This is a genomic window from Microbacterium sp. (assembly GCF_047607465.1).
In the GTDB taxonomy this organism is placed as follows: Bacteria; Actinomycetota; Actinomycetes; order Actinomycetales; family Microbacteriaceae; genus Microbacterium.
On record NZ_JASGCY010000094.1, the window covers coordinates 1 to 15,026 of the forward strand.

The following is a 15,026-nucleotide window of genomic DNA, read 5'->3' on the forward strand; positions in this document are numbered from 1 at the left end:
GGGGGGGGCCCGTGGGGCCGGGGGGGTGGGGGGGGGGGGGGGGTAAAACACCGCCCCCCGGGGGGGGGGCGGGGGGGGTTTTTTCCCCACCCACCGACCGCGCACCCGGCGGGCACCTGGCGCGCACCCGGCGGGCAGCAGTTATCCACACAGTGAGTTGTCCACAGAACGCGGGAGAACACGCATATCCGGCCACGGCGAAGCACGCACAGCACCCAGCATGGAGCGATGCGGCACCGAATCCCTCTTCCTCCCGCGCTCGGCACCAGTTTCACCGTGCGGGATGCCGCCGCGGTCGGCATCCATCGCAGTCGGCTGAACGCCGCCGATCTCGCACGCCCCTTTCATGCCGTGCGCTCGCAGTGCGCACCGACAACACCGCGCGAGAGGGTTCAGAGCCTGGTAGCGCGCTTGCGCCCTGAACAGAGCGTCAGCGGTCGCACAGCGCTGCACATCTGGGGGTACCCCTACCCTGTGCCGTGGCGACTCGACGACGACATCGACATCGTCGTCCCGACGGATGCTGTGCGCCCCCGGCTGCGCGGTGTGAAGGGCCGCCGCCTCGCGCGTGATCGCTTCCGCCGCTGGTGGGTCGAGGGAGTGCCGGTCATCGATCCCCTCTCGGCGCTCTTCTTGTGCAGCACGGAGCTCAGCGACGACCAGTTGGTGATGCTGCTCGAGGCGATGATGACGTCAGCCGACAACTACCCAGGGCTCGCCACAGGGCGACCGGTCTTCTCCCGCGAGATGATCCTGCAGAAGCTGCTCGAATGGGGTCGATTCGCAGGGTGCGCCAGGGTGCGTGCCGCGCTGGCACGGGCGCGAGAGCACGTCGAGTCACCGAAAGAGACAGAGACCCGCCTGCTGCTGATAGCGAACGGACTGTCGGAGCCTGTCGTGCAGCATCCTGTCTTCGATCGGGGGAGGCTCGTTGCCCGGGTCGACCTCGCCTATCCGCACCTGAAGATCGCGATCGAGTATGAGGGCGATGGGCACCGGCGCAGCCCCGCGCAGTGGCGACGCGACATCCAGCGTCAGCGCGAGTTGGAAGACCTCGGCTGGATCGTCATCCGCCTGACCGAGCTCGACCTGCGTGACGGCGGGACCGTCCTGATCGCGCGAGTGCGCCGCGCCATCGCGTCGCGATGACCCCCCCCGCCCCCGCCCCCGCCCCCGCGCACATGCGTGGCCAAAGGGGCACCCGCCACGCGCGTCCTGGGTGCGAAATTGACCACCGCCGCGCCGGATCGACAACCGGATCGACGCGGGAGGGCGCGGCAACGGGAGGGCGGGGAATGCCCCGCCCTCCCGCGCGGTTGCCAGAGGTGATGACGACCTCCACCGCTCTCTCCGTCCTCGACCTCGTTCCGGTGCGCACCGGGCAGACCAGCGCCGAGGCGATCACCGCCTCCCTGCGCCTCGCCCAGACGGCGGACCGGCTGGGCTACCGCCGGTACTGGTTCGCCGAGCACCACAACATGCCGGCCGTCGCCTCCACCGCTCCCCCGGTGCTGATCGCGGCCGCGGCGACGCGCACCACGAGCATCCGCCTGGGTTCCGGGGGAGTCATGCTCCCCAATCACGCCCCGCTCATCGTCGCCGAGCAGTTCGCCGCCCTGGAAGCGATCGCCCCCGGGCGCATCGACCTCGGTCTCGGCCGCGCGCCGGGCAGCGACCCGGTGATCACCCAGCTGCTGCGCGGCTCGGGCACGACGAGCGATGTCGATCAGTTCCCCCGGCATGTGCAGGACATCGGCGCCCTCTTCGGCGGCGACGGCGCAACCGTGCGCTTCACCTCTGGAGGCGAGTACACGGTGCGCGCGACGCCGGCGGCAACGGGTGCGCCGGAGATCTGGCTGCTCGGATCGAGCGACTACTCGGCGCAGCTCGCCGCGTCGCAGGGCCTGCCCTACGTCTTCGCGAACCATTTCTCCGGCCAGGGGCTCGAGCGCGCGCTCGACCTGTACCGCAGCGGGTACCGGCCGAGCGAGGAGCACCCCGAGCCGCGCACCTTCCTCACGGTGAACGCGGTTGCCGCCCCGACGCAGGAGGAGGCCGAGGCGCGGGCCCTGCCGCAGCTGCGCATGATGTCGCGGCTGCGTCTGAACAAGCCGCTGACCCCGCTGGAGACCGTCGAACAGGCAGCGTCGGCGGAGTCGGATGCCGCAACCGATCAGGTCATCGCGGATGCTCGCGCGCGCTGGTTCGTCGGCACCGGCGAGTCCGTCGCCGCGGAGCTGAACGCGTTCGCCGAACGCTATGGCGTCGATGAGGTCATGCTCTCGCCGGTGGCCGGCTCCTCCGAGTCGGAGCTGCGCGACGCCTCACCGGGGCGGGTGCAGACCCTCGAACTCGTCGCCGCAGCGATCTGAGCGCCCACGGATGGTCCGTTCAGCCCTGGACCTCTTCGGGCGGCCTCACGACATCCTCTTCGTCAACCCCTGGTCTTTCGTCGGACGGGGGCGTAGCCTCGGCGCAACGGAAGGGGTTCGATGATGAGCACGACGAAGACCCTGGCACTGTGGGTCGCATACGGCACGAACGGAGTCGTCGGCAGCATCCGCCACGACGACGACGGCTACAACGTGGTGATGGCGGGTTCCGACGCTCCGCTGGGCACGTATCCGAGCCTGGCCTCCGCGAAGGGCGCGCTGCACGCGCACATGACGCCGGGCAGTTCCTGGCCGATCTTCCGCGAACACTGAGCGCGCAGACGGCCCTGCGCTCAGGACCCGGGTTCGCCGGAGAGGATGCCACGCAGCCAGTCGCGCGCCTCGACGAAGACCTCGTCGCCGTAGCGCTCCGGGTACTGGACGATCTGGCGATCGGCCCGCGGGTACGACCCGAGGAACACCACGCGCGGGCTGAACCGGCGGATGCCGAGCAGGGCGTCCGCCATCCGCTCATGGTTGACGTGCCCGTCGGCATCGATGACGAACCGGTAGCGCCCCAGCTCGTCGCCGATGGGCCGTGACTCGATGAGCGAGAGGTTGATGCCGCGGGTGGAGAACTGCTCGAGCATCTCCAGCAGGGATCCGGGATGGTCGTGCGGCAGCTCGACGATGAGCGAGGTCTTGTCGGCGCCGGTCGGTTCGGGCGAGCGCGCGGTGCGCGTGACGAGCACGAACCGCGTCACCGCCTGCTTGTTGTCGCCGATGTCCTCCGCGAGCACGTCGACGTCGTAGTGCTTGACGATGCCCGGCGGCGCGATCGCGGCTTGGGCGGGCGAGGACCCGTCGAGCACCCCGATGGCGGAGGCGACGTTCGATGCGGCGGGCACATGCGAGTGCCGCGGCAGATGAGCGCCCAGCCAGCCGTGGCACTGCGCATAGGCGACCGGATGCGCGGCGACCACGTGCACGTCCGAGAGCCGCGTGCCGCGGGGCGCGACGAGCACGAAGTTCACCTGCACGAGGTACTCCCCGACGATGCGCAGCCCCGGCAGCGTCGCCAGGGCGTCCTGCGTGGTCGAGACGCCGCCCTCGATCGAGTTCTCGATCGCGATCATCGCCGCGTGCGAGCGGCCGGAGAGCACGTCGTCGAGCGCCTCGCCCACATTGTGCACGGCACGCCAGTCCTGGCCGCGCGCCTCGGCGACCTGCTCGAGCGCCGCTTCGGTGAAGGTGCCTGCGGGGCCCAGATAGCTGTACGTGCGGCGTTCGGTCACGCGTTTCACCTTAGCCTCCTGCGCACCTCATCCCCAGCTGACGCCGCGGACTCGAAATCGAAGCGAAGGAAAAGGTGCGCACAAGCGCAACAGGAGGCAGACTGTGTGCATGACGAGCCGTGCCGGCCTCCCCGCGGAGGACACAGACCTCATCGACGTCGACGAGCTGATCGCCGCCTACTACGATCGCCAGCCGAATCCCGACTCCCCCTCTGAGCGGGTCGTGTTCGGCACCAGCGGTCACCGCGGCTCGTCGCTGTCGAACAGCTTCAACGAGAACCACATCCTCGCGACGACCCAGGCGATCGTCGACTACCGCAACGGCCAAGGCATCGCCGGCCCGCTGTTCCTCGGCCGCGACACGCACGCGCTGTCGCTTCCCGCCGAGCGCAGCGCCATCGAGGTGCTCGTCGCGAACGGCGTCGACGTGCGCGTCGACTCCCGCGACTCCTGGGTGCCGACCCCGGCTCTCAGCCACGCGATCCTCACCTACAACCGCTCCCTCGCCGCCGACGACGCGGGCCGCGCAGACGGCATCGTCGTCACCCCGAGCCACAACCCGCCCCGCGACGGCGGTTTCAAGTACAACCCGCCGCACGGCGGCCCCGCCGACACCGATGCCACAGGCTGGATCGCCGACCGGGCGAACGAACTGATCGCGAACGGACTCGAAGGAGTCAAGCGGGTGCGCTACGCCGATATCGACGCAGACGCCGTCGGCAGCTACGACTTCCGCGACTCCTATGTGCGTGACCTCTCGTCGATCATCGATATCGACGCGATCCGCGCCGCCGGTGTGCGCATCGGTGCCGACCCGTTGGGCGGAGCATCCGTGGAGTACTGGGCGTTGATCGCCGAGGTCTACGGTCTCGACCTGACGGTCGTGAACCCTGAGGTCGACCCGACCTGGCGCTTCATGACCCTCGACTGGGACGAGAAGATCCGCATGGATCCGTCGTCCCCGTCGGCGATGGCCTCGCTCGTCGCCAAGAAGGGCGACTACGACGTGCTCACCGGCAACGATGCGGATGCCGACCGTCACGGCATCGTGACGCCGGATGCCGGACTGATGAACCCCAACCACTATCTCGCCGTCGCGATCGACTACCTCTTCTCGCACCGCGCCGAGTGGCCGCGCGACGCCGCGATCGGCAAGACGCTGGTCTCGTCGATGATCATCGACCGGGTCGCCGGGTCCCTCGGCCGCCGTCTGCTCGAGGTCCCCGTCGGGTTCAAGTGGTTCGTGCCGGGCCTCCTCGACGGATCCGTCGCCTTCGGCGGCGAGGAGTCCGCCGGCGCCTCGTTCCTGCGCAAGGACGGCTCGGTGTGGTCGACCGACAAGGACGGGATCCTCCTGTGCCTGCTCGCGGCCGAGATCATCGCCGTGACGGGCAAGTCGCCGTCGGAGCGCTACCGCGAGCTGGAGGAGGCGTTCGGCGCCTCCGCCTACCAGCGCGTCGATGCACCTGCCTCGCCCGAGCAGAAGACGGCGCTGTCGAAGCTCGCCCCCGAGGCCGTCACCGCCGAGGCTCTCGCCGGGGAGCCGATCACGGCCAAGCTGTCGCACGCCCCGGGCAACGGCGCGGCGATCGGCGGCCTCAAGGTGCAGACCGAGCATGCCTGGTTCGCCGCACGCCCGTCCGGCACGGAGGACGTCTACAAGCTGTACGCCGAAAGCCTGCGCGGCCCCGAGCACCTGGCAACCGTGCAGGAAGAAGCCCGCGCCGTGGTCTCCGCAGCACTCGGCGGCGCCTGACGAGTGGTTCCTGAGCCCCCTTCGCCTCGCTGCGCACGCTCAGGAACCACGAAGCGACGAGACGAAGGACAAATCGTCAGCGGATGACGCGCACCCCGAAGCGCTCTGCGGCATCCGCCAGCCGCGCGTCGAAGGTGACGAGTTGCGCACTGGCGCGGATGGCCGCGAAGAGCACGCACGCATCAGGCATTTGCAACCGCGAACGATGACGCACCTCGGCGAGAGCAAGCGGATCGTCGAGGGTGTCGATGGGCTCGACGCCCATAGCCGCGAGCGCAGCAGCCGCCTCTTCACCGCGTCCCCGACTGACGCTTCTCACGAGAGCTTCGCTCAGCGTGAGCCGATGGGAGACGAACATCTGCCGCGCCTCACGGGTCATGACATCGACCGCCGTCGCATGATGCGCGTCGCGATCGTCCAGGATCGCGATCATCGCGCTCGCATCGAGAACGATCACTCGGGCCACTCCGCGCGGAGTTCTTCGAGATAGCCAGGCGGATACATGCCGGAGAAGCTCCCGGCCAAGGCTCTTATCGCGGCTTGCTTGCGAGCAGTCTCCTCGGCGTTCAGTTCAGCGATCCGCTGACCGTTCTCGGTGATCAGACGCACCAGCAACCGGGAGCGGGGCTCGCCAGGCCATCGACGCTCCGCCGCATCGAGTGCACGGGCGACCTCGTCGGTCTCGGTGACCTGATAGCGGTGGCGTGCTGTGGGCATGCGCCGAGTGTACCACCAAGGATTCGGTGCATCACCCGGCGACCTCGAAGACCGGCTCCCCCCAGCCGATCGTCCGCTCCCGGGCGACGACGAGGCCCGCTGCGGCGATGAGCCCCTGCAGCTCATCGCGCGTGCGGAAGCCGGAGCCGTGCAGGCAGAACAGCTGCAGATCCTCCGCGGCGTCGTGGTCGTCGATCTCCTCCGGCACGAGCAGGTGCTCCACGACGAGCATCCGCCCGCCCGGCAGGGTCGCCGCGTGCGCGCGCTGCAGAGCGACGACGGCATCCGCGTCCCGGAGGGCCGCGAGCGCCCCTCCGAGGACGACGGTGTCTGCCTCTGGCCACTCGTCGAGGACAGCTCCGTGGTGCACGCGCACCCGGGGGCGGGCCGCCGCGGGCAGCGCGTCCAGAGCGCCGTCGGCACGCGAGGGACGAACGATCAGCTCGAGGATCGGAGCGTCCTCGGCGCCGAGCACATCCGCGAGCAGCACCGCGGCCCCCGCACCCCCGGCGATGATGCGCTCCCCCGGCGCGAAGGAGTACTCGCGCGCGAAAGCGGGGCGCAGCCATTCCAGCTCGTCGGCCGCAGCCTCCTCGACACCCGCCGCGAACGGCGCAGAGGCGTCGGCGAGCCGGTCGACGGTTCCGCCGATCGTGCGCTCCGCGACCGGAGCGCCGGTCTCGACCGCATCCAGAAGCCCGTCGAACACCCGCGCGAGAGCACCGACGGGGTGCCGCAGGTCGAGCTCCGAAGCCACCTCCTCGTCGTCGAGCACCGCACCGAAGCGGGTCAGCGCGTAGCCGTCGGCGCCGCGATCGTCGAGCACGTCGATGGTCGACAGGTACCGCAGCAGCTTGCCCAGCCCGACGGCATCCGCCCCCGTCGCCGCCGCGAGTTGCGCCGCGGTGGCCGCCCCGCGCCTGAGCAACGGGACGATGCCGAGCGTCGCCGCCACCCTGATCGCACGCGAAGGCAGCGGGTCAACCAGCTCGTGCATGCGATCGATCAGGTCGACCTCGCTGTCCGGATCGGGCAGCCCGTCACTGCCATCGAGCACGTCGACCTCGGTACGGCGCCAGTACCCGGTGACCTCGACGCGCTCGGGCGGCAGCCCCCGCTCCTCGCGCAGCCACTGGCGGATCGGTTTGATCGACAGCGTCTCCCCCGCCACCCACGCGAACGGCTCGCCCTCGCGCCAGCGCACCCGGCGCACGGCATCCGCGAGATGCGTGGTCGTCCCCGCCGGCACAGGTCCCCGGTGCACCCAGGTGATCGACACCCCCTCCGGGGCGTCGAGGGTCTGCTCGTCGCCGGGGCCCGAGACCTCGATGAACGCCTCTCCTGTGGCATCCCTCGGCAGCTCCTCCATCCAGCGCGCGATCGCGGGGATCGCCGTGTCGTCGCCCGCGATCAGCAGCCAGTCGGCGCCGACGGGGTGCAGCAGCGACATCTTGGGGCCGGCGATGTGGATGCGGTCGCCCACCTCGCAGGTGCGCGCCCACGTCGACGCGACACCCGTGCCGTGCAGCACGAAATCGAGTTCGAGCCTGCCCTGCTCCTCGTCGAAGGAACGAACGGTGTAGGTGCGCGCCACCGGGCGCGGATCGCGCGGCCATTCGATGACCCGGTCGCGCTGGATCGGCAGGTGCAGCTCGCCGGTGAGCGGATCGGGGAAGAAGACCTTGATCTCGTCGTCGAAGCCAGCTGTCACAAGAGGCGGCAACTCGTGCTCCGCCGTGCGGAAACCGGCGAGCTGCCGCCCGCCGAGCACGATCCGGCGCATGCTGGCGGAGATGTCGAACGCATCGATCACCGACAGCTCGCGGAGCGTGATCGGCTCGATGCGGGAGGGGCGGATGCTGCGCGCCACGATGCCCTCCGCTCAGTCGGTGGCGTCAACGAGCACGGGCAGCACCTGCTCGAGCGCCCACGGCAGTCCGAGCGGCGACGGGTACGCGATCGGCGAGGCGACGTCGTCGCCGATCACGCCGTAGGCACCGCGCTTGACGACTTCGAGGCTCTGGAACAGCGGATCGGACTCGAGCTCGTCGCGGGTGAGCAGCCCCTCGTCGCCGAAGGGGTAGCCGATCACGAGCACGTCGGCCTCGAGCTTGTCGACGTTCTCCTTGCTGAGTCCTGAGTTGTCGGCGGTGAACTCGGAGGCGATCTCGGGCAGCGTGAACCCGAGGTCGGTGAAGAACGACACGTCGCTGCCCTCGTAGGAGGAGTACGTGATCTGGTCGGGGTGGATCACGGCGTAGGCGATCGTCTTGCCGGCGAACTGCGGGTTGGCGGCGGCGGCCTCGGCGAACGCGTCGTGCACCTCGGCGATCACGGCATCCGCTTCGTCCTCGAGGCCGAGCGCGCAGCCGGCGACAGAGGTGCGATCGGCCCAGGTCATCGCGTCCAGCCCCTCCTCGGTGGTGTACGCGATCACCGGCGCGATGGCCGACAGCTTCTCGTAGTCCTCATCGAGGCTCCACCCGCTCGTGGCGAGGATCGCATCGGGTTCGGCTTCCGCGATGGCCTCGAAATCGATGCCATCGGCGGGGTCGTAGCTGTCGAGCTCGATCCCGCGCTCCTCGAACGCCTCCTCCTGCCACGCGCCGAGCTCGTAGGCGGGGTAGATCACCGGCTCGATGCCGAGGGCGAGGGCGATGTCGAGGTCCACATCGGTGACGACGGCGACGCGCTCGGGCTTCTCGTCGATGACGCTTTCGCCGAAGGCGTGCGCCAGCGCGTACGGGAAGACCCCGCACTCGGTCGACGCGTCGGTGTCGGTGTCGGACTCCGGGGATGCCGTGCAGCCGGACAGCGCGGCGACGAAGGCGGCCGCGACAGCGGCGGACGCGGTCAGACGAGGGATGGCTCTCATGGTTGTCTCCTGTGAGTCGGCGAGGACGCGTGTCGTCCTCGCGTGGTGTGTGATGCGCTGGTCACGCGGTGCGCCGTCCTCGGACGAGCAGGTAGATCAGGGCGGGAGCCCCGATCACCGCGGTGATGCTCCCGGTCGGCACCGGGGAGATGAAGGGCGCCGTCTGGGCGATCAGATCGGATGCCGCAACGATCACCGCTCCGACGAGGGCAGCGGTGAGCGCCGAGTCGGCGCTCTTGACCAGACGCGTGGCCAGCGGCCCCGACACCAGCGACACGAACCCGATGGGTCCGGTGACGCTCGTCGCAAGCGCCGCAAGGCCCGCGCCGAGCAGCAGGGCGCCGAGGCGCAGGCGCGGCACCCGCGTTCCGAGGCCCGCGGCGAGGTCGTCGCCGAGCGCGAAGGTGCGGATGCCGCGGCTCATGCCCGCAAGCAGCACGCCGCCCGCGGCGAGCGCGGCCAGCAGCACGTGGACGCCTGCCCAGTCGGCGCCGCCCAGCGATCCGATCATCCAGCGCAGCGCGCGCTCGACGCTCATCTCGTCGGCACGGGTCACCAGGTAGGTCGTCACCGCGCTCGCACCGGCACCGATGCCGATGCCGACGAGCACGAGTCGGTAGGTGCTGACGCCCCCGCGCCAACTGAGCACGAACACGAGCATGGCGACGCCGAGCGCACCGAGCACGGAGCTGACCTGCACGCCGATCCCGGACACCCCCAGCGTGATCACGGCGGTGGCCGCAGCCGACGCCCCGGCTGAGATGCCGAGGATGTCGGGTGTGGCCAGCACATTGCCGACGAGACGCTGGTACAGGTGGCCGGCGACGCCGAAGAGCGCGCCGGAGAGCACAGCGACGAGCGCCCGAGGCACCCTGGACTCGAAGACGACGAAGGCGGCGAGCCCGTCACCGAGTCCGATCGCCGCCGGCAGCAGCTCATCGAGCGGGATGTCGACGGATCCGGCGATGAGGATCTCGCAGGTGGCGAGAATGACGAGGGCGAGCACCAGGGCGAGGCACACGACCAGAATCCTTCGACGCTCGCGGCGGCGGGTGCGGCCGAGAGCCGCCACGAGGAGATCGGTCATACCGGCACCACCCGTCGCCCCCGGGCGAGGGCCACGAAGACGGGCGCACCGATCACGGCGGTCGCTATCGCGACCTGAAGCTCTCCGTTGCCAGGAACGAGTCGGCAGGCGACGTCGGCGACGAGCAGCAGGACGGCGCCGCACAGCATCCCGTACGGCAGCAGCCACCGGTGGTCTCCTCCGACGAGGAGCCGCGCCGTGTGCGCTCCGAGAAGACCGACGAAAGCGACGGGTCCGACGGCGGCGGTCGCGACGGCGCACAACAGGACGGCGACGGATGCCGAATACAGCTGCGTTCTGCCCACGGCGACCCCGAGGCTCTCGGCGACCTCCTCCCCGAGGGCGAGGGCGTTCAGACTGCGACCCAGCGGCAGCGCCAGCATGAGGCCGATCACGGCGAAGGGCCAGATCTCGTCGATCACGCCGGCCCTGCCGTTCAGCTGTCCCACCGACCAGTAGTTGTAGTGCGCGTACACCGCGGTGTCGCGCACGATGAGCAGGGTGATCAGCGACCCGAGGATCGCCGACATGGCGGCCCCGGCGATGACGAGGCTGATCGCCGAACTGGTCGCGAGAGCCGCCAGGCGGGAGATCGCGAGGACGATGCACGCGGTGACCGCCGCTCCGACCAGCGCCCACCAGAAGTACGATGACGCGCCGCGCACACCGAAGAACAGGATGCCGATCAGCACCGCGAAGGCCGCACCGAGCTCGACGCCGAGGATGCCGGGGTCGGCGAGCGGGTTGCGGGTGATCGCCTGCATGACCACCCCGGAGGTGCCAAGGCACGCACCGACCAGCAGCGCCAGGAGGGTGCGCGGCATCCTCTCGGTGAGCACGACGAGGCTCTCGTAGTCGCCGGCAGGGCGCGCGCCGCGCAGGATGTCGACGACCGTCCCCGGCGCGATGTCGCGTGCACCGAGCGCGAGCGACAGGATCAGCCCGACGACCGTGAGGGCGAGCAGTGCGAGCAGCCCGAGCAGCCGGCGGCGGCCGCGCGTGCGCACGAGGACGTGCAGCCGGTCATCCACGGCGGCAGGACCGGACGGGGCTCCGGCTCGGGCGATGGGCACATATTGAGCGTAGGCTTGCCTAAATACCCGTCGTCCCACTCAGAGTTCGAGGAGTCCCATGGAGCGCTCAGCCGTCGCCGAGCCCGCCGCGTCCCCGTTCGACGAGGACGACGACATCCAGCACTGGGGCCACCCGCCCCACCTGCACTCCACCGGCCAGCTCGTCACCGCGATCACCGGCTCTGGCCTGCTGCGCATCGACGACCGGGACTGCCCCTTCGACGCCGCCACGGGCATCTGGGTGCCGCCTCACGTCCTGCACTCCGGCGTGTTCGCTCCCGACCTCGTGCCCCTGGCTGTCATCCTCGACGACCCGCAATTGCCGCCGCAGCCCCGCCTCGTGCCCGTCGACGCCGAGCTGCGCACCCTGCTGCTCGCCTGGGCCAGGGACACCGACGACGCCCGCAACCGGCACCGCGAGAGGCGGATCGCCCAGGCGGTGCACACGGCGCCGGTGCTGCCGCATCCGCTGCGCCTGCCGCAGGGACCGCTCACCCGGCCGGTCATGGAGCACCTCCGGCGCGCTCCGGCCGCGGTGCCTCCTCTCACCGAATGGGCGGGGCGGCTGCACGCCTCGGTGGCGACGATCCGCCGTGCGTTCCTCGCCGAGACCGGGATGACCTACTCCGAGTGGACCACGCTGTTCCGCCTCGAGCTGTCGATCGATCTGCTCCGCTCAGGGGAGACGGTCGCCGGCGTCGCGCACGCGATGGGATTCAGCCCCAACGGCTACACACTCGCGTTCCGCCGCTGGACCGGTCAGACGCCCTCGGAGTACCGCGCGCGCATCGGTTGAGCGCGCCAGCACCCGTTCTCAGACAGAGCCCGCCCTGCTGTCGCCAACCGCGACAGCCCGACGCGCGAGGACCGCCCCGGCCTCGCGCAGCCAGCGCGCGGGCTCGGCGAGCGCGGAGTCGGACGACCCCGCAAGATCGGTGAGCGAGACGGATGCCGTGAACGGCGAGGTGTCGGCATCCGCCGTGATGCGACCGGCGACGAGCAGGGCCGAAGCATCCGAGTCCGCGGCCAGCGCGGCGATGAACGAGGGCACCTTGCCGCCGGCGGACTGCCCGTCGTACGATCCTTCGCCGGTGATCACGATGTCGGCAACGGAGATCGCCTCGGCGAGATCGATCAGCTGTGCGACCTCGGCCGCACCGGGGGCGAGCGTCGCCCCCCACGCCACGAGGGCGGCTCCGGTGCCGCCGGCGGCCCCGGATCCCGGGGCCTGGGGGTCGAGTTCGAGCAGCGCCGCCAATCGCGCGAGCCCGGCGTCGACCACCGGGACATCGGCGGAGACCAGGCCCTTCTGCGGGCCGAAGACGGCTGCCGCTCCCCGCGGACCGGTGAGCGGATTGGTCACGTCGGTGAGCACGAGCACCTCGGGCGCAGTGCGCAGCCCGCCGAGATCGACGCGGGCGACGTCGACGAGCCCCCTGGCGCCGGGGACGACGGGTGACCCTGAGGCGTCGAGGAACCGCGCGCCCAGCGCCGACAGCATCCCGATCCCTCCGTCCGTCGAGGCGCTCGAACCGATGCCGACGACGATGCGGGAGACCCCGTGGTCGCAGGCTGCGGCCAGGGCCTGACCGAGACCGGCGGTGCCGGCATCCCACGGACGCAGTTCGTCGAGCAGCTCGATTCCGCTCGTCGAGGCGAGGTCGATCACCGCGGTGCCCTGCGGCGTCTGCTCCTGTGCCGGCAGCAGCAGCCAGGAGGTCTGCACCGGGGCCCCCGCGGGGCCGATGACCGTGATCGGCATGCGCTCCGCCCCGGGCACTGCGGCCGCGAACGCCGCCACGGTGCCCTCGCCGCCGTCGGCCATCGGCCGGTGCACGAATTCGGCTCCCGGTTCGACCGACACCCACCCCTCGGCGAGCGCCGCCGCAGCATCCGCCGCCGTGATGGTCCCCTTGAAGCTGTCTGGGGCGAGCGCGACCCTGGTCATGACAGCCCAGGGGTGCTCGCGCGCACGACGACCTCGAGCGCCAGCGCCGGCTGCGTCCAGTCGGCGTCGACCGTCGCGCGGAACGCCTGGTAGCCGATCTCGGCCAGGGGGATGCGCACCGTGGTGAGGGCCGGGGTGACGTCGCTGCTGACCGGGACGTCGTCGAACCCGCACACCGCGACGTCCTGGCCGATCTCCCGGCCGGCCTCGCGCAGCGCCGACATCGCGCCGATCGCGATGACATCGCTCATGCAGAAGACGAGCGTGCCCGACTCGACGCCATCGGCGAGGGCCCGCGTCATGCTCTCCGCTCCCGACTCGCGGCGGAAGTCGCCTCGGAGCACGCGGTCGACGGAGCCGCCGCCGGACTCGAAGCCGGCGCGGAAGCCGGCGAGACGGTCATCGGATGTGCGAACGCCGGGCGCCGCGCCGATCGCGATCGCCGAGCGGTAGCCGAGTGCGGCCATGCGCCGTCCGAGCTCCTGCGCACCGCCGCGGTTGTCGATCTCGACGTGGCGCAGCTCTCCTGCGCCCGCGCCGAAGGTGACGACGCGCCCGCCCAGACGGGAGAACTCGGCGAGTTCGCTCGCGGTGCCGGACTCGTTGTCGTCGGTGCGCGATGCGGAGAGGATGAGCCCCTGAGGGCGCTGCCCTCGGAGCGCCCGGATGATGCGCGCCTCGCGCGCGGGGTCGCGCTCGGTGATGGCCACGGTGACGACGAGGCCGTGCTCGTCGGCTCCGCGGGCGACGCCGGAGGCGAGCAGTCCGAAATACGGGTCGGCGATGTCGGCGACGAGCAGGGCGATCACCGGAGACGTGCCCCGAGCGGTCGCCTGGGCGGACACGTTGGCGGTGTAGCCGAGCTCCTTCGCGACGGCCTCCACGCGTTCGCGGAACGACTCGGCGACCTTGCGCTCTGAGCCGTTGAGCACGCGCGACGCGGTGGCCAGGGACACCCCGGCCTCCCGTGCGACGTCGTGCAGGGTGGGCGCGGCGCTGCGGGAGAGGCGGACCTGCCGCGCGCGGGAAGTGCTTCCCGATGAGGTCATGATCCGAGCCTAGCCTCCGCCGCGTCCTGCTGCCCGGAGGCGGAAGCGAGATAGCCGCGCAGGGCGGCGGCGAGGACGGCGGGGTCGTCGCCGGGGACGAACTCGAACAGAGCGTCGCGGGGCGGATGCTCGGCGGTCGCCGCCTCGGCGAAGAAGCGCGTCCAGAGGGTGTCGCGGGCGCGCAGCGGCAGACGCTCGGACGTCGGCCACCACGAGAACACGTGCGCAGCGCTCGTGTGCGCGGCGAGAGCGCGGTACTCATCGAGCGCCGTGTCGACGGATGCCGCGACCGTCGGCTGCCAGTACGCGCTCAGGTGCGCACTGCCGACCTCGTCGAGCAGTCGGAGGGTCGCCGGGGCGGTCGAGGCGAGCGTCCTGGAGTGGAACTCAAGGGCGAGCCCGATGCCGCGCTCGCCCGCCTCTGCCGCCGCCGACCGCAGCCGGTCGACGGTTCGCCCCCAGTCGTCCTCGGTCGCATCGGCCGTGTCGACGGACCCCGCCCAGATGCGCACGCGATCAGCGCCGAGGGCTTGGGCGCTGTCGAGGATCGGCGTGAGCTCCTCGTCGGGCCTTGCACGGAAGTACGAGCCGTACGAGGCCACGGCGAGCCCGGCATCCGCTGTCGCGCGCGCCACGTGCGCCGCGCGCGCGGCGTCGCCCGGCGGCACGTGCACGTCGCCGCCCCACTCGATCGCCTCGAGCCCGGCGCTGGCTGCGAGCACGACGATCTCCTCCGGCGCGAGCGCACGGAAGGTCACCGAGCAGAGCCCTGGTCGGATCGCGGTCATGGGTTCATCCTCTCAGCGGCCGGTCGGTGCCGAGCCGATGCGGGCTGGGTACGGATGCACGAGGCG

General features: G+C 71.1%; 15 protein-coding genes. 5 read left to right on the forward strand and 10 right to left on the reverse strand.

Annotation, left to right across the window (positions count from 1 at the left end):
* Positions 1–228 precede the first annotated feature (228 nt).
* From QM568_RS13940 to QM568_RS13950, 3 genes are all read left to right on the forward strand, one after another.
* Positions 229–1,149, forward strand: coding sequence for an endonuclease domain-containing protein (locus QM568_RS13940; RefSeq protein ID WP_415139780.1), 921 nt, complete (start codon positions 229–231; stop codon positions 1,147–1,149).
* 179 nt (positions 1,150–1,328) lie between these two features.
* Positions 1,329–2,372: an LLM class flavin-dependent oxidoreductase gene (locus QM568_RS13945; RefSeq protein WP_415139781.1), complete on the forward strand. Its 1,044-nt coding sequence runs from the start codon at positions 1,329–1,331 to the stop codon at positions 2,370–2,372.
* Between the two features lie 123 nt (positions 2,373–2,495).
* Complete coding sequence (locus tag QM568_RS13950; protein ID WP_415139782.1) at positions 2,496–2,705, forward strand: methyltransferase; 210 nt, start codon at positions 2,496–2,498, stop codon at positions 2,703–2,705.
* A gap of 20 nt (positions 2,706–2,725) precedes the next feature.
* Here QM568_RS13950 and pheA read toward each other — a convergent pair whose 3' ends face one another.
* Positions 2,726–3,676 (reverse strand): prephenate dehydratase, encoded by a 951-nt coding sequence (pheA, locus tag QM568_RS13955; RefSeq protein WP_415139783.1) that lies wholly within the window; start codon positions 3,674–3,676, stop codon positions 2,726–2,728.
* A 100-nt stretch (positions 3,677–3,776) separates the two neighbouring features.
* Here pheA and pgm point away from each other — a divergent pair, with 100 nt between their 5' ends.
* On the forward strand, positions 3,777–5,423 hold the full coding sequence (gene pgm / locus QM568_RS13960) for a phosphoglucomutase (alpha-D-glucose-1,6-bisphosphate-dependent) (RefSeq protein ID WP_415139784.1): 1,647 nt from the start codon (positions 3,777–3,779) through the stop codon (positions 5,421–5,423).
* Positions 5,424–5,499: 76 nt separating this feature from the next.
* Here pgm and QM568_RS13965 read toward each other — a convergent pair whose 3' ends face one another.
* The 6 genes from QM568_RS13965 to QM568_RS13990 form a co-directional block, all read right to left on the reverse strand.
* The gene (locus tag QM568_RS13965) at positions 5,500–5,880 is read right to left on the reverse strand and encodes a type II toxin-antitoxin system VapC family toxin (protein ID WP_415139785.1); all 381 of its coding nucleotides are present in this window, start codon (positions 5,878–5,880) and stop codon (positions 5,500–5,502) included.
* The gene (locus tag QM568_RS13970) at positions 5,877–6,140 is read right to left on the reverse strand and encodes a hypothetical protein (protein ID WP_415139786.1); all 264 of its coding nucleotides are present in this window, start codon (positions 6,138–6,140) and stop codon (positions 5,877–5,879) included. The genes QM568_RS13965 and QM568_RS13970 overlap by 4 nt, the downstream gene beginning before the upstream one ends.
* A gap of 31 nt (positions 6,141–6,171) precedes the next feature.
* On the reverse strand, positions 6,172–8,010 hold the full coding sequence (locus QM568_RS13975; RefSeq protein WP_415139787.1) for a siderophore-interacting protein: 1,839 nt from the start codon (positions 8,008–8,010) through the stop codon (positions 6,172–6,174).
* Positions 8,011–8,022: 12 nt separating this feature from the next.
* On the reverse strand, positions 8,023–9,015 hold the full coding sequence (locus QM568_RS13980; protein WP_415139788.1) for an ABC transporter substrate-binding protein: 993 nt from the start codon (positions 9,013–9,015) through the stop codon (positions 8,023–8,025).
* A gap of 61 nt (positions 9,016–9,076) precedes the next feature.
* Positions 9,077–10,102: a FecCD family ABC transporter permease gene (locus tag QM568_RS13985; RefSeq protein WP_415139789.1), complete on the reverse strand. Its 1,026-nt coding sequence runs from the start codon at positions 10,100–10,102 to the stop codon at positions 9,077–9,079.
* On the reverse strand, positions 10,099–11,175 hold the full coding sequence (locus tag QM568_RS13990) for a FecCD family ABC transporter permease (protein WP_415139790.1): 1,077 nt from the start codon (positions 11,173–11,175) through the stop codon (positions 10,099–10,101). The genes QM568_RS13985 and QM568_RS13990 overlap by 4 nt, the downstream gene beginning before the upstream one ends.
* A 58-nt stretch (positions 11,176–11,233) precedes the next feature.
* Here QM568_RS13990 and QM568_RS13995 point away from each other — a divergent pair, with 58 nt between their 5' ends.
* Positions 11,234–11,971 (forward strand): AraC family transcriptional regulator, encoded by a 738-nt coding sequence (locus QM568_RS13995; protein ID WP_415139791.1) that lies wholly within the window; start codon positions 11,234–11,236, stop codon positions 11,969–11,971.
* A gap of 18 nt (positions 11,972–11,989) precedes the next feature.
* Here the strand turns inward: QM568_RS13995 and QM568_RS14000 are convergent, their stop codons facing one another.
* From QM568_RS14000 to QM568_RS14010, 3 genes are read right to left on the reverse strand one after another with little or no spacing between them, the layout of a single operon-like run.
* Entirely contained in the window at positions 11,990–13,123 is a 1,134-nt protein-coding gene (locus QM568_RS14000) for a glycerate kinase (RefSeq protein ID WP_415139792.1), read from the reverse strand.
* Positions 13,120–14,172, reverse strand: coding sequence for a LacI family DNA-binding transcriptional regulator (locus QM568_RS14005; protein ID WP_415139793.1), 1,053 nt, complete (start codon positions 14,170–14,172; stop codon positions 13,120–13,122). Before QM568_RS14005 ends, QM568_RS14000 begins: the two co-directional genes overlap by 4 nt.
* Complete coding sequence (locus tag QM568_RS14010) at positions 14,169–14,960, reverse strand: sugar phosphate isomerase/epimerase family protein (protein WP_415139794.1); 792 nt, start codon at positions 14,958–14,960, stop codon at positions 14,169–14,171. Before QM568_RS14010 ends, QM568_RS14005 begins: the two co-directional genes overlap by 4 nt.
* Between the last annotated feature and the right edge of the window lie 66 nt (positions 14,961–15,026).

What these genes read in the sequence shown, in the direction of transcription:
- QM568_RS13940 (WP_415139780.1), top strand. Translation starts at nt 229, where the DNA reads ATGCGGCACCGAATCCCTCTTCCTCCCGCGCTCGGCACCAGTTTCACC.
- QM568_RS13945 (WP_415139781.1), top strand. Translation starts at nt 1,329, where the DNA reads ATGACGACCTCCACCGCTCTCTCCGTCCTCGACCTCGTTCCGGTGCGC.
- QM568_RS13950 (WP_415139782.1), top strand. Translation starts at nt 2,496, where the DNA reads ATGAGCACGACGAAGACCCTGGCACTGTGGGTCGCATACGGCACGAAC.
- pgm (WP_415139784.1), top strand. Translation starts at nt 3,777, where the DNA reads ATGACGAGCCGTGCCGGCCTCCCCGCGGAGGACACAGACCTCATCGAC.
- QM568_RS13970 (WP_415139786.1), bottom strand. Translation starts at nt 6,140, where the DNA reads ATGCCCACAGCACGCCACCGCTATCAGGTCACCGAGACCGACGAGGTC.
- QM568_RS13980 (WP_415139788.1), bottom strand. Translation starts at nt 9,015, where the DNA reads ATGAGAGCCATCCCTCGTCTGACCGCGTCCGCCGCTGTCGCGGCCGCC.
- QM568_RS13985 (WP_415139789.1), bottom strand. Translation starts at nt 10,102, where the DNA reads ATGACCGATCTCCTCGTGGCGGCTCTCGGCCGCACCCGCCGCCGCGAG.
- QM568_RS13995 (WP_415139791.1), top strand. Translation starts at nt 11,234, where the DNA reads ATGGAGCGCTCAGCCGTCGCCGAGCCCGCCGCGTCCCCGTTCGACGAG.
- QM568_RS14000 (WP_415139792.1), bottom strand. Translation starts at nt 13,123, where the DNA reads ATGACCAGGGTCGCGCTCGCCCCAGACAGCTTCAAGGGGACCATCACG.
- QM568_RS14005 (WP_415139793.1), bottom strand. Translation starts at nt 14,172, where the DNA reads ATGACCTCATCGGGAAGCACTTCCCGCGCGCGGCAGGTCCGCCTCTCC.
- QM568_RS14010 (WP_415139794.1), bottom strand. Translation starts at nt 14,960, where the DNA reads ATGACCGCGATCCGACCAGGGCTCTGCTCGGTGACCTTCCGTGCGCTC.